Here is a 13314-nt window from a genome sequence, read left to right as displayed (position 1 = left end):
AGTGCCGGTGCCGGTAACAGCGCCGTAGAGAAACATAAGGTCGAGGAACTCCGACATGAGCGATATCGCAGAACGCGTGAAGAAAATTGTTATTGATCATCTTGGCGTCGACGCCGAAAAGGTCAGCGAAGGCGCAAGCTTCATCGATGACCTCGGCGCGGACTCGCTCGACACCGTCGAACTGGTCATGGCATTCGAAGAAGAATTCGGTGTCGAAATCCCGGACGACGCAGCAGATTCGATCCTCACCGTTGGCGACGCCGTCAAGTTCATCGAGAAAGCCCAGGCCTGACCTTTTGGCTTGAGTCATTGGCGGGCCGCACTCGCGGCCCGTTCAGCCCTGGGGCAGTGGGCTGGCCCGCATGCACTGCGGGTTGCGATCGGCAAAGCGTCCCGCCTTTCCCTCTGGTCGTCACTACTGCATGTATCCTGATAGGAGTCCGTCCAGGGACAAGAACATGCAAGGAACCATAAGGTCACAGCGACCTTTGCGCGTCTTCACGACGCTGTAATGAGATTTGAAATGCATGCGCGGGTCGCGATCGTCGCGTGGTCCGGTCCGGCGGTTGAATTGAACAGTCAGGGTGGGTCACGGGTATGAGACGTGTCGTTATCACCGGTACCGGCATGGTATCTCCTCTGGGTTGCGGAACCGAAGTCAGCTGGGCGCGTCTTCTGGCCGGCGACAACGCGGCCCGCAAGGTCACCGAGTTCGAGGTCGAGGACCTTCCCGCCAAGATTGCCTGCCGCATTCCCTTCGGCGATGGCAGCGACGGCACGTTCAATGCCGACGACTGGATGGAGCCCAAGGAACAGCGCAAGGTCGATCCTTTCATCGTCTATGCGATGGCCGCTGCCGACATGGCGCTGGCGGATGCCGGCTGGAAACCCGAAAGCGACGAAGACCAGATTTCGACCGGCGTCCTGATCGGCTCCGGCATCGGCGGGCTGGAAGGTATCGTCGATGCGGGTTACACCCTGCGCGACAAGGGCCCGCGGCGTATTTCCCCGTTCTTCATTCCCGGCCGGCTGATCAATCTCGCAGCCGGTCAGGTTTCCATCCGCCACAAGCTGCGGGGTCCCAACCATTCCGTCGTGACGGCCTGCTCGACCGGCGCGCATGCGATCGGCGACGCCAGCCGGCTGATCGCGCTCGGGGATGCGGACGTGATGGTGGCCGGTGGTACGGAATCTCCGATCTGTCGGATATCGCTCGCAGGATTCGCCGCCTGCAAGGCGCTCTCGACACAGCACAACGACAATCCCGAGAAGGCCTCGCGGCCCTATGACGCCGATCGTGACGGCTTCGTCATGGGCGAGGGTGCGGGCATCGTCGTTCTGGAAGAACTGGAGCACGCAAAGGCGCGCGGTGCCAAGATCTACGCAGAGGTGATCGGTTACGGCCTATCCGGCGACGCCTTCCACATCACTGCTCCGTCCGAAGACGGCGAAGGCGCTTACCGCTGCATGCAGATGGCGCTGAAGCGCGCGGGCGTCACGGCTGCGGACATCGACTATATCAACGCTCACGGAACATCGACGATGGCCGACACGATCGAACTCGGCGCGGTCGAACGGCTGGTCGGCGACAGCGCGTCGAGGATCTCCATGTCCTCGACGAAGTCGGCCATCGGGCATTTGCTCGGCGCAGCCGGCGCGGTCGAAGCCATCTTTTCGGCGCTCGCAATTCGCGACAATATAGCCCCGCCGACGCTCAACCTGGACAACCCTTCCGTCGAGACGAAGATCGATCTCGTGCCGCATGTCGCGCGCAAGCGCGAGATCAATGTGGCCCTGTCGAACTCGTTCGGTTTTGGCGGCACCAACGCGTCGTTGATTCTGCGCCGTTACACCGGCCATTGATGCCTCGGGCGGGCGTGTTGCGAAACGGGTTGCCAAGGTAAGCGGAATTCGGGCACATCTTCCGATCTGCATCGACCCGCGATCCCGCTTTTTGCCGCAATGCTCACTACAAGCTGTCGCTGGAGTGGCGACGACTCGGGGACGCCGCCAAGGGGCATGTTCGCGCAAGCCACATCTGGTAATTGTAGGATATTCATCGCTGGGCAGCCGCTCCTTCACCGGAGCCGCAGAGGCCGCCGTAACATTCACTGGTCGCCGGTCTAATCCGAAATTCGCACCGGCGGCGGTTTGATAAGGTTGCGAATTTCGGAATCGGGACAATCGTGAGCGACTCAAACGATAACAGCGCGGTGCAATTCGGCCGCAATGAAACCGGGAGCAACGGGCCGATCATTCCGAAGTCGGCCAACGAAGCGCTGCGTCCCGAAAGAGTTCCCCATCCGCCGAAGCGTTCGCGCAAGGCCCGCAGCCAGGTCGTCATCTTTCTCAACTTCGTCATGACCGTGGTCGTCTTCGTGGCGCTCGCGGCCGCCGGGGCCGTCTATTACGCGATGCACGAATATGAGAAGCCGGGGCCGCTGGAGGCGAACAAGAATTTCATCGTTCGCAGCGGCGCGGGCATCAGCGAAATCGCCAGCAACCTGGAGCGCAACGAGATCATTACCGACAGCCGCGTATTCCGGTTCGTTTCGGAAGCCTATCTGAGCAATGACACGCTCAAGGCCGGCGAGTATGAAATCAAGGCGCATGCATCGATGCAGGAGATCATGGAGCTTCTGAAGTCCGGCAAGTCGATCCTCTACTCCGTTTCGCTGCCGGAGGGTTTGACCGTGAAGCAGATGTTCCACAGGCTTGCCGACGACCCGGTTCTTGTCGGCGATCTGCCGGCGGAGCTGCCGCCCGAAGGCTCCCTCAAGCCGGACACCTACAAGTTCACCCGGGGAACCGACCGTAACGAGATCGTCAAGCAGATGACCGCTGCCCAGAAGGCGCTGGTGCAGCAGATCTGGGAGAAGCGGGATCCGGATCTTCCCGTGTCGACCATAGAGGAGTTCGTAACTCTTGCCTCGATCGTGGAGAAGGAGACCGGCCGCGCCGACGAGCGACCGCGGGTCGCTTCCGTGTTCATCAATCGCCTGGAAAAGGGCATGAGGCTGCAGTCGGATCCGACGATCATCTACGGTATCTTCGGCGGCGACGGCAAACCCGCCGACCGGGCAATCCTGAGGTCCGACCTCGACAAGCAGACGCCGTACAACACCTATCTCATCAGAGGCCTGCCGCCGACGCCGATCGCAAATCCGGGCCGGGCAGCGCTCGAAGCCGTCGCCAATCCGTCGCGCACGCCCGAGCTCTACTTCGTCGCCGACGGCACCGGTGGGCATGTCTTCGCGGAGACGCTCGACGAGCACAATGCCAATGTGCGGCGCTGGCGCAAGCTCGAGGCGGAGAGGGCGGCGGAGGCGGCCAAGGCCACCGAGGCTGCACAGGATGCCGTCACGCAGACCGGGACCCAGCAATAATACATGTCGCCAAAATCCGCGCAGCGGTTTGGTATAACGACATGCACGAAAGCAAAACCTGAGGCGCGTCGCATACATTGATGCGGCGCGCTTCAGCCTCATGTGGACGGACTCGCCGCCGCGCGGATATTCCTTGCGGAGTTCGGCGCTGTCGCCATAGTGCTTCCCTCAATGACAATGTCGTGCCTCCGCTCGGAGGTGCAGAGATCGTTGTGCTTTATCGAATCGCTGCCAACGGAGGAAACGATGCCGCTCCAATCGATGACCGGCTTTGCCAGGAAAGAGGGGAGCAGCGGACGCTATCGCTGGGCTTGGGAACTCCGTTCGGTCAACGGCAAAGGTCTCGACATGCGGCTTCGCCTGCCGCCGGGCCTGGAACGTATCGAGCCCGACTGCCGACGCCTCGCCTCGCAGTATTTCTCGCGAGGGAACTTGCAGGTCGGCCTTTCGCTGAGCGGTACTGAAGCTTCGACGGAGGCAGTTCTCAACGAGGAAGCGCTCGCCGCCGTGCTGAAGCTTCGCGAACGGTTGGGCGATGTCATCGATCCGGCGCCGCTCAAACTCGATACGTTGCTTTCCATTCGCGGCATTGTCGACTTCCGCGAGCCGGAGGAGAGCGAGAACGAGCGCGCGGAACGCGACGCGGAGATACTCGCCGGCCTGGAAGGCGCGCTCGCCGATCTGCGGACGATGCGGGAAGAAGAGGGCAAGGCGCTCGGGCAGGTGTTGCTAGCCCAGGTGGATCGCATCGAGAAACTGACCGCGGTAGTCGAAAACGATCCGTCCCGCAGCCCGCAGGCGATCGCCGACAGGCTGGCGCAGCAGGTTTCGGTCATCCTGGCCAACGCGTCCGGCATCGACCGCGAAAGGCTGCATGCGGAGGTCGCGCTGCTTGCGACGAAGGCCGATCTTCGGGAGGAACTCGACCGGCTGGGCTCGCATATTGCGGCTGCCCGCGACCTCCTGACAAAGGGCGGGCCGGTCGGACGCAAGCTCGATTTCCTTGCACAGGAATTTAACCGCGAATCGAATACCATCTGTTCGAAATCGAATGCCGCCGCCGTGTCTGCCGCCGGTATCGAATTGAAGGTCGTGATCGACCAGTTCCGCGAACAGGTTCAGAATCTGGAGTAGGATATGAAACCGGCGACCGTTTCGCCCATCAAGATCGCTCGCCGCGGGCTGATGCTCGTCATTTCATCGCCCTCGGGTGCGGGGAAGTCTACGATCGCGCGCAACCTGCTCGAAGCCGATCCGGACTTGAGCATTTCAGTGAGCGTGACGACGCGTTCGCGGCGGCCGAGCGAGATCGAGGGGCGGCACTATTTTTTCAAGTCGATCCGAGAGTTCGAGGCGCTGAGGGCAACGGACTCGCTGCTGGAATGGGCCGAAGTGCACGGCAATTACTACGGCACGCCGCGTGACGCCGTCGAAAAGGCGATGGGCGAAGGGCGGGACATGCTCTTCGACATCGATTGGCAGGGCGCCCAGCAGCTGCAGGAAAAAATGGCGGGCGACGTGGTATCGATCTTCATCCTGCCGCCGTCCATGGCGGAGCTGCAGTCGCGGCTCCACCGGCGCGCCGAGGATAGTGAAGAGGTCATCGCGACGCGGCTCGCCAATTCGCGCGCCGAAATCGAGCACTGGCGCGAATACGATTACATCGTGGTCAACGACGATCTCGACCGGGCCTTCTCCTCCGTCAGGGCGATCGTCGAAGCCGAGCGCCTTCGCCGCGACCGGCGCCCCGGCCTCTTCGAATTCGTCAACGGACTGCTGACGGAAAATCCTCTCTGAGCGCGCCGCTTATCCCTTCGCCCCTGGCGGGGAGAAGGTGCCGGCAGGCGGATGGAGAGGCCTTGGACGTGCGCCGAGGTGCGGCCCCTCATCCCGCTGCCGCGACCTTCTCCGCCGGGCGTTCGCTCGACAAGGCGGACGACAATGAATTCGTGTTGCTCGAAGTCGGCGAATTCCTGAAGGCCGAATAGAGCGCGGTCCCCTCGAAACGTCCTATAAGCCGGGCTTGCTTTCCCGCAGCAGACATGGGTGTAACGCCCGCTCCTCCTACCCTCATTCCTGTGCCTGTCACAGGAATCCAGCCAGCCCAAGTCCTTGGGCTGGAAAGGCTTTTCCGCACCGCAGACGCGGCGCTGCTGGATCTCTGTGACAAGCACAGAGATGAGGGCGAGGGTGGGTTAAGCGTCCGGCTCTACAGACAATTGGCCAATCGGCAAAATTCTTCGACGGTCAACGTTTCCGCGCGGCGTTGCGGATCGATGCCCGCCTTTGCAAGCAGCGCCTCGCCACCGAGGGGTTTCAGGCTCTGGCGGAGCATCTTGCGCCGTTGGCCGAAGGCTGCCTGGGTGACCTTCTCGAGGACCGCAGGCGGGCAGGGAATTGGAGCCTCGACAGGCTCGAGATGGACGACCGTCGATGTCACCTTGGGCGGCGGTGTGAAGGCCTGAGGCGGCACGTCGAATGCCAGACGCGCCTTTGTCCGCCAGCCGCAGAGGACGCCGAGCCTGCCATAGTGATCGTCATCGGCGCCGGCGACGATCCTGAGGCCGACCTCGCGCTGGAACATCAGCGTCATCGATTGCCAGAAGGGCGGCCAGTGCCCCGGCAGCAGCCAGTTGACGAGAAGCTGTGTGCCGACATTGTAGGGAAGATTGGCGATGATGCGCACCGGTCCGCCGGCAAGCGCTTCGAAGTCCACCTTCAGTGCGTCGCCCTCGATGATGTCGAGCCGCCCCGGATAGTGGGCGCCGATCTCGGCGAGTGCCGGCAGGCAGCGCGAATCGCGCTCGATCGCGACGACCTTCTTTGCCCCAAGAGCGAGGATCGCCCGTGTAAGGCCGCCGGGACCCGGACCGACTTCGATCACTGTCACGTCCTCCAGCGGACCGGCGGTGCGCGCGATCTTTTGGGTAAGGTTGAGATCGAGGAGGAAATTCTGGCCGAGCGCCTTCTTCGCGTCGAGACCGTGCCGCTGGATGACGTCGCGTAGCGGCGGCAGACCGTCGAGAGCCGCCATCAGCGCTTCGTCCCGCCGACATTGCGGGCAAGTTCTGCTGCAAGCCGCAAGGCCGCAAGAAGGCTTTCCTCGCGCGCGATCCCTTTCCCGGCCAGGCTGAAGGCGGTCCCGTGATCCGGCGAGGTTCTGATGAAGGGCAGGCCCAGCGTGACATTGACGCTGTCATCGAAACCGAGCGCCTTGGCCGGTATCAATGCCTGATCGTGATACATGCAGATGGCGACGTCGTAGGTCTCTCTCGCGCGATCGTGGAACATGGTGTCCGCCGGCAAGGGTCCGACGACGTCCAGCCCCTCGGCGCGCAGGCGATCGATGACCGGCCGGATGACGGCATCGTCCTCGCGGCCGAGCGCGCCGCCTTCGCCCGCATGCGGATTGAGACCGGCAATCGCCAGGCGCGGCGCCGGCAGGCCGAAGCGGCTCCTGAGGTCGGCCGCGGTGATCGTGCAGGTCTCGTAGATCAGATCTGGCGTCAGCGCGGCTGGAACGTCCTTGAGCGGGATATGGATCGTGACCGGAACCGCGCGCAGCTTCGGTCCTGCCAGCATCATCACCGGCAGGGCGGCAACCCCCGTTGCGCGCGCAGCGAGGTCCGCGAGATATTCGGTGTGGCCCGGAAAGCGGAACCCCGCCTCGTAGAGCACTGCCTTGGCAATCGGATTGGTGGCGAGGGCGGACGCTTCTCCCGCCAGCACGAGCCGGACGGCGGTGTCGATCGCATCGGTCACGGCGGAAGCATTTGCCGCATCGGGATTACCGGGAATCACGGGGGCAGGGGAGCGGACCGGCCAAACGGGCAGCGCCTGCCGGAAAGCGGCGACGGCCCCGGGACAATCGGTCTCGCATATCGGCACGGTCTGGCCCAGGAGCTTGGCGCGGGCGGCAAGCACCGCCGGATCGCCTACATAGAGAAACGGCGGCGTCGGCCGATCGGCCCGCTTCGCCCATACGGAAAGGGTGATATCCGGACCGATCCCGGCCGGATCGCCCATGGTCAGGGCGACCGGCCCGATGCTCGTCTCGCTCATGCTGGCTCGTTATTTGTTGACGATCTGCGCCTTCGAGCGCAGTTCTTCAAGATATTTGGCGCTGTTCGGGTCTTCCCCCTCGGACTTCTTCTTGCCGAGGTCCTCGGCACGGAAGACGATCTCGGCGGCGGCGTCGTCGTTGACCTGACGCTTCTTGCAGATTGCCAGATATTCGACGCCTTTCTCGGTAACCCGCGTACCCGTGGTCATGCCGTCGCCGGCTTTTTCGACGAGCGGCTTCCAGTCTTCGGGCAGTTGCTGTGCAAGAATTCGGCCGAGGCTGCGGATCGAGACGTCGCGGTAGTTCGCCGCGAAGGCCTTTGAGGTATCGCAGCCTGGAAACTGCGAGCGCGAGGCATTGGCTTCGGCCTGCCGCTTCGCCGTGATGGCGCCGCGCTTCGATTCGGGAATGACGAAGATGACCTGCTGCAGGAAATATTCCGTCGTGACCGGCTTGTTGCCGCCGCCCTGCATCATGCGCTTGACGAGGTCGCCGCCGGAAAGGCGGCTGGCGCTGCCGTAGCGGAAGTTGACGACGCGCGGCCAGCTCATCTGGACTGCGATATACTGCTTGAAATGGTCGACCCCGACGCCGGCCTGGTCAAGGATCTTGCCGAGCTGCTCCGGCGAAAGCTTGTTACCGGCGGCGAAACGCGCAAAGGCGGCATCGACCTCGTCCGTGCTGACGGACTGCTGAACGCGCGCGATCTCGGCGCGCTTCAGTACCTCGTCGACGAGCTGCTGCTTGGCTTCGGCGGCGCCGCCGCTTTGCCGCTGAAGCTTCAGGAAGGCGACCCGCTTGGCGACGTCGCCGGAGGTGATCACGGTGCTGTTGACGACCACCTCGACCGTGCTCGCCGCCATTGCCGTGGTAACCGTACCCGCTGCGACACTCAGCGCACCCGCCAGTGCAACCGCCGAAAGCAACCTCACGATCGCGTTTTTCCCGCCCATCATCATTCCCCTGCTCGTTCTGCCTCCCGTTGCCGGCGGCTTCAGTTGCCACACTGCCGACTTCGCTACGGCGAGCTCTGCGCGTCCCGCAAGACGCGCGGCGCCGTAGGTGTCAATGTGAGGCAAATGCATAATACATGCGGCCAAACAATGACAAGACCGCATGATCGATGCGGTAAGGGCGGGTCAGGGCCACTTTAGAAGTAGTCCAGCTCGTCAAATTTCGTGTCGCCGACATAGACGTCACCGAGCGTGCGGAAGCTGATGCGGGCGCCGATCGACCAGTCGTTCGCAAGCGAACTGTCGGTATCCCGCTCCTGCTTGTAGACGATCGAGAACAGCGTGTCCTGGTCGTCATAGGTGATGCCGAGGCCGTTGCGGGAGACGACGCCCGCGTCGATGTCGTAGGTTACCGCGCCGAATACCGACCAATATTCGTGGAACCGGTAGGCGGCAGCGGTCTGGATTTCGTCCTGATCGAACGGCGAGCCATAGGTCGGCTGCGCTTCGATCCGCGTATAGGTGAGAGCGGCCTGCCAGTTCAGCCCGAGATAGCCGACCGTGGCATCGGCCCGGCGCAGCGAGAAGTCGCTTTCGTCCAGCCGTCCGGAGAGGCTCGCCATCAGACCGGACGGGGCGTCGATACCCAGCATGGCGACATAGTCGGAACTGTCGGTTTCGAGGCCCGAATCCGCCCCGGCTTTGACGAGATCGTCCGTCGCGAAGGAGTTCAGGCCGCCAAGCTGAAACGACTGGCCGGCAATGGCGCGCAGGCCGTAGCCGCTGTCGAAGCTTCCGGTATACCGCAGACCGATATTCGCGCGTGTACCGCCCTCGATGCGGTCGTAACCGGAGAATTTGTCGCGATCGAAGAGGTTGGTCGCATCGAAGACGAAACTCTGCGCGTCTTCGTTCGGCAGTCCGCCCGCATATTGCTCGTCCGGGCGCGCATATAGCTGGCCGATCGGTTCGAGAACGTGGGTGCTCGTCTCTCCAGCGAAGAGGATCGGGTAACGCGCCTCGAGTCCGGCGGTCAACATTCTGCGCGTCTCGGCATCGCTGCTGGTGAAGTTGCCGGTATAACCGACCGGGTCATCCACATTCATGCCGAGGGCATCGCCCCGTGCCGCGAGCAGCGGTGTCAGCACAAGTCCGCCGGGGGCAATGAATGTCCGCTTCCATTCGAGCTCGCCGGTGAGCCTGTGCGAGGTACCCTCGAGCCCACGGAAGCGCTCGACCCCCAGCACATTCACCCTGTCTAGGCGGTTGCGCTTGATGTTGGTCAGGTTGAAATCGGCGTTGAGTTCGCCGCCCAGGATCGGCTCCGGTGCAGTGTAGGAATAGTCGAGGACTTGCGCGACCGGCTGCTTGTTTTCGTCGATGCTGTCCGGGTCGGCATCCTGAATGTCGAAATAGAAGGCCCGCAGGTCGAAATAATTGCGTTTGCCGAGGCCGGTCAGATAGGCCTGGTTCACATAGGTCGTGCCGTCGAAGGTCGACAGATCGTAGGTCTTGGCGAAGTTGTTGTCCGACTGGACGAGGACGTTCCAGCCGAAACTCCAGCGGGGGTTGATCTCGAATTTGCCCCGCGAGGCGATCATGCCGCGATTGGTTTCCAGCGCGTCGACGGTTCCCGGCGTGAACTGCTCCCTGTCCAACTGGCTGATGCCGGCGACGTTCAGCGTATGCAGGCCGTTGTGGAACTGCTGCCGGAACTCACCCTCGAGGAGGAAGCCCTGGCGGGTCAGTCCGGTGCCGGTGATCGTCGCGTCCATATGGGGCGAGATCGCCCAGTAATAGGGTACTCCCACGCCGGCGCCGAGCTTTTGCGTGTAGCGGAACTGCGGGAAAAGGAAACCGCTCTTGCGCTTGACCGTATGGTCCGGGATTTCCATCACCGGAATGTAGGCGATCGGCTTGCCGAAGAGTTCGAAATAGGCGTGCTCGAGCCGAATGGTACGGGTGCGTCCGTTCTGAATGATGCGCTGGGCCTTGATGTGCCACAGAGAGCGATGTTCCGGCTTGGTGTTGCACGGAGTGCATGCGGTGTAGACGGCCTTGTTGAGGATGAATTCCTCGCCATTGCGCCTTTCGCCGGTCTCCGCCGCCAGGCGCGTCAGATCGGTCGTTTCGATCCTGAGGGCCTGGACGAAGCCGTTGCCGAAGTCGTCGGTGACGTCCATCCTGTCGGCATAGACGATGTTGCCGCCCGGCTCGATGAGCTGGATGTCGCCGGTCGCGAGGATACGACCGGATTTCTGGTCGTAATCCACCTGCCGGGCGACCATCTTGTAGCCGCCGTATTCGATCTGGACATTGCCGCGCACGGTCACCTTTTCCGTGTCGCGATTGTAGACAAGCTCATTGGCGGTCAGCAGCAGCTTGGCGTCGGCAGGGATATTCGGCTGCAGATCGTCGATTCGCGCCGCTGCATCCTGCGCCTTGGCTGGCGCATTCATTCCGATGGCAAGCATATGCAGCGCCACGCCTGCAAGCAGGGCAGCGTTGGTAAGCTTCATGCGTTTGCGGTTGCCTGCCGCCACTAGCCATCCTCCTGATGCAGTAGAATCGTCGAGCCCAGCGCCATTGCTACAACGACCGGCAGCCAGGCTGCAACGAACGGAGGCACAATGCCGCTGCTCCCGAATGCTTTGACAAGCACGGTGACGACATAAAGCACGAAGCCCGACAGGATTCCACCGAGAATCACCGACCGAGATTGATTGAACCGGCTAAATTTTAACGAGACGCAGGCGGCGATCAGCGTCATCGCGACGAGGAGCAGCGGCAGCGACATGAGAGAGTGAAATTGCGTTTCCAGGCCGTTGGTGGAAAAGCCGAAGGACCGCGCCACTTCGATTTTCCGCGGAAGGTCGAAAAACTGAATGGAATCAGCCTTTGCCAGACGTTCCTGGACGAAATCCGGCTTCAGATTGGTGCGAAGCTGTGCCGTTTCCATACGACGCGGCAGGCGCCCGACTTCCGTCTCGACGACGCCGTTAAGAAGCCAGTAACCATCTTCGAGTTTCGCCGACTTCGCATCCTGCCGGAGCGTGATTGCGCCCTGTGGATCGAAGTGGATAACGGTCACGTTGATCAGCTCGGTGCCGCCGTTCTGGACGGAGCGTGCGCCGATGATCGTGTCGGTGCCGTCGTAGATCTGCCGGAGCCAGGGAATCGAGTTCGCGGCAGCCGACCGGGTGGAGCCCCACTCCGCTTCGAGCGCTTCCGCCTTTTTGGTTCCCCAGGCGGCAAGCGGGTTGATCACGACCACGGCAAGCACGCCGAAGAGCAGGGCGCCGACGACGAACGGACGCAGGAATTGCCAGACGGAAATGCCCGCCGCCCGGGTTACGACGAGTTCATAGCGCCGGTTAAGGGAGATCAATGCTGCCATCGCCGCGAAGAGCGCAACGAAGGGAACCGTTTGCTGCAGGATCGTCGGAATGCGGAACGTGGTCATCAGCAGCGCGCCCGACACCGTGTAATGTGGCAGGTTCGACATGCGGCTGGTCAGTTCGCTGAAGTCGATGATGAAGATCAGCGCGAAAATTCCGACGAGGAACCAAAACGTAGTGCGTGCATAGCGCTTGAAGAAATAGCGTCCGAGCGTGTTGAAAATCATGAGGGCTGCTCCCCGTCGGCACCCGCCGGCCGCACGAGCCGAAGCCTGACCATGAGGTCCGTGAGCTTTTCCTGCCAGGTCATGGGGATGTCGAGGCGCCGGTTGCTGGCAAGCTGCTGTATGGCAAGCGCTCCCGTCACCAGCGGGACCAGATACATGAGCGGCACGAACCATACCGAATCTTCGGCGCTGTTGGCCGCGTAGAACGTCATCCACCGGATGACCAGAGCCGCTCCAAGGGCGCTGACCATCGGGTGCACCCGTGCTTCGCGGTGCGACCGGGCATCGCTGCTGACCACAAGTGCAATGAGGCCGAAGAGCAACGGAAAAGTCCATTCGGTGAAGCGCCGGTGCAGCTCCGCCGTAAAGGCGAGCGGAGCTCGCTTGTAGGCCTCGTCGTCGGGATCGGGATCAAGCAGATAGAAGAGATCGCGATCCTTGGCGCGGATGTTGGCCTCCCCCGCCATCCTGGTCAGGTCCGTCAGATCGAAGGCATAGGAGTCGAACTTGATGATGGAAACGTCGCCGTCCGGCAGTTTGCGGTGGACCTCCCCATCCTTCATCACCAGCGCGGAGCGTTCCTCGTCGACGGCCCCCTCGCGCGCATAATAGACGAGCTCGAAATTCGGATCACGCGCATCGGCGACGAAGATGCCTTGCAGTACGCCGCCGCTTCGGCGGGCGCCGACCTGCACGTAAAGCCCGTCGGTAATCTTGCGGAATGCGTTCTCCTGGACGACGGAGGCGAGCAGGTCCGCATGGGCCGTCGCGATCATCTTGCGTACGGCAACGCGCGAATAAGGCTCGACGAAATTGTCGATGGCGAAGGAGAGGACGCTCAGTCCTGCCGCGAGGAACATCACCGGCCGGATGATGGACATGCGCGAACTGCCGGCGGCACTGAGCACCGTAAGCTCCGAATCGGTGTTCATCGCGCTCAGCGTCTGCGTCACGCCGATCACGAGGGCAAAGGGCAGAATGATCGGCACGACCGACGGCAGAATCAGCGTCGCGAGCTTCAGGAAGGCGATGATCGACTGACCGCTGTCGGTAACGAGGTTCACATTGGTGAGCGCCTGCGTGGTCCACACGATGCCCATCAACGGCAGGAGCGTCGCCAGGAACATGATCGTGGCGCGCCGGAATATGTAGCGTTCGATGAGCTTCATAGCCGTATCCGGTCCAAGGTCCTGCTCAAATTCGTATGCCGTTCGGTTGCGGACGAGTGTGCAATTTCTTGCCGGCCGATGTAACCGTCTTCGTCCCCGTGCCGCGAATCGAAATCTG

The 13314-nt window shown here is 62.4% G+C and carries 12 protein-coding genes; 6 read left to right on the top strand and 6 right to left on the bottom strand.

Annotated elements, in window-relative coordinates:
* Positions 1-55 precede the first annotated feature (55 nt).
* From M1D43_RS07865 to M1D43_RS07840, 6 genes are all read left to right on the top strand, one after another.
* The gene (locus tag M1D43_RS07865) at positions 56-292 is read left to right on the top strand and encodes an acyl carrier protein (RefSeq protein ID WP_003531676.1); all 237 of its coding nucleotides are present in this window, start codon (positions 56-58) and stop codon (positions 290-292) included.
* Positions 293-597: 305 nt separating this feature from the next.
* Positions 598-1863 carry a beta-ketoacyl-ACP synthase II gene (gene fabF / locus M1D43_RS07860; RefSeq protein ID WP_003531662.1) on the top strand — a complete coding sequence of 422 codons (1266 nt, stop codon included), beginning with the start codon at positions 598-600 and terminating at the stop codon, positions 1861-1863.
* 323 nt (positions 1864-2186) lie between these two features.
* The gene (gene mltG, locus M1D43_RS07855) at positions 2187-3386 is read left to right on the top strand and encodes an endolytic transglycosylase MltG (protein ID WP_127514913.1); all 1200 of its coding nucleotides are present in this window, start codon (positions 2187-2189) and stop codon (positions 3384-3386) included.
* A gap of 246 nt (positions 3387-3632) precedes the next feature.
* Positions 3633-4520, top strand: coding sequence for a YicC/YloC family endoribonuclease (locus M1D43_RS07850; protein WP_153313838.1), 888 nt, complete (start codon positions 3633-3635; stop codon positions 4518-4520).
* A gap of 3 nt (positions 4521-4523) precedes the next feature.
* A complete protein-coding gene (gmk, locus tag M1D43_RS07845; protein ID WP_003531657.1) occupies positions 4524-5183 on the top strand; it encodes a guanylate kinase in 660 nt (219 codons plus the stop codon).
* Positions 5184-5245: 62 nt separating this feature from the next.
* Complete coding sequence (locus M1D43_RS07840; protein ID WP_003531656.1) at positions 5246-5374, top strand: hypothetical protein; 129 nt, start codon at positions 5246-5248, stop codon at positions 5372-5374.
* A gap of 221 nt (positions 5375-5595) precedes the next feature.
* Here M1D43_RS07840 and rsmA read toward each other — a convergent pair whose 3' ends face one another.
* The 6 genes from rsmA to lptF form a co-directional block, all read right to left on the bottom strand.
* Positions 5596-6420 (bottom strand): 16S rRNA (adenine(1518)-N(6)/adenine(1519)-N(6))-dimethyltransferase RsmA, encoded by an 825-nt coding sequence (gene rsmA / locus M1D43_RS07835; protein WP_027990384.1) that lies wholly within the window; start codon positions 6418-6420, stop codon positions 5596-5598.
* Positions 6420-7448 (bottom strand): 4-hydroxythreonine-4-phosphate dehydrogenase PdxA, encoded by a 1029-nt coding sequence (gene pdxA, locus M1D43_RS07830; protein ID WP_003531654.1) that lies wholly within the window; start codon positions 7446-7448, stop codon positions 6420-6422. Before pdxA ends, rsmA begins: the two co-directional genes overlap by 1 nt.
* A gap of 9 nt (positions 7449-7457) precedes the next feature.
* On the bottom strand, positions 7458-8408 hold the full coding sequence (locus M1D43_RS07825; protein WP_003531653.1) for a SurA N-terminal domain-containing protein: 951 nt from the start codon (positions 8406-8408) through the stop codon (positions 7458-7460).
* A gap of 191 nt (positions 8409-8599) precedes the next feature.
* Positions 8600-10945: an LPS-assembly protein LptD gene (locus tag M1D43_RS07820; RefSeq protein WP_013844261.1), complete on the bottom strand. Its 2346-nt coding sequence runs from the start codon at positions 10943-10945 to the stop codon at positions 8600-8602.
* Positions 10945-12027: an LPS export ABC transporter permease LptG gene (gene lptG, locus M1D43_RS07815; RefSeq protein ID WP_003531651.1), complete on the bottom strand. Its 1083-nt coding sequence runs from the start codon at positions 12025-12027 to the stop codon at positions 10945-10947. Before lptG ends, M1D43_RS07820 begins: the two co-directional genes overlap by 1 nt.
* On the bottom strand, positions 12024-13196 hold the full coding sequence (lptF, locus tag M1D43_RS07810) for an LPS export ABC transporter permease LptF (protein WP_003531650.1): 1173 nt from the start codon (positions 13194-13196) through the stop codon (positions 12024-12026). The genes lptG and lptF overlap by 4 nt, the downstream gene beginning before the upstream one ends.
* Positions 13197-13314 lie beyond the last annotated feature (118 nt).

The sequence above is a fragment of the Ensifer sp. R1-3 genome (genome assembly GCF_056739175.1).
The sequence above is the reverse complement of the archived record's forward strand: the minus strand, read 5'-3'. Positions and strand labels throughout refer to the sequence as shown.

Bases quoted from the DNA above. Each gene is read 5' to 3' on its own strand.
- M1D43_RS07865 (WP_003531676.1), top strand. From the start codon at position 56: ATGAGCGATATCGCAGAACGCGTGAAGAAAATTGTTATTGATCATCTT.
- fabF (WP_003531662.1), top strand. From the start codon at position 598: ATGAGACGTGTCGTTATCACCGGTACCGGCATGGTATCTCCTCTGGGT.
- M1D43_RS07850 (WP_153313838.1), top strand. From the start codon at position 3,633: ATGCCGCTCCAATCGATGACCGGCTTTGCCAGGAAAGAGGGGAGCAGC.
- gmk (WP_003531657.1), top strand. From the start codon at position 4,524: ATGAAACCGGCGACCGTTTCGCCCATCAAGATCGCTCGCCGCGGGCTG.
- rsmA (WP_027990384.1), bottom strand. From the start codon at position 6,420: ATGGCGGCTCTCGACGGTCTGCCGCCGCTACGCGACGTCATCCAGCGG.
- pdxA (WP_003531654.1), bottom strand. From the start codon at position 7,448: ATGAGCGAGACGAGCATCGGGCCGGTCGCCCTGACCATGGGCGATCCG.
- M1D43_RS07825 (WP_003531653.1), bottom strand. From the start codon at position 8,408: ATGATGATGGGCGGGAAAAACGCGATCGTGAGGTTGCTTTCGGCGGTT.
- lptG (WP_003531651.1), bottom strand. From the start codon at position 12,027: ATGATTTTCAACACGCTCGGACGCTATTTCTTCAAGCGCTATGCACGC.
- lptF (WP_003531650.1), bottom strand. From the start codon at position 13,196: ATGAAGCTCATCGAACGCTACATATTCCGGCGCGCCACGATCATGTTC.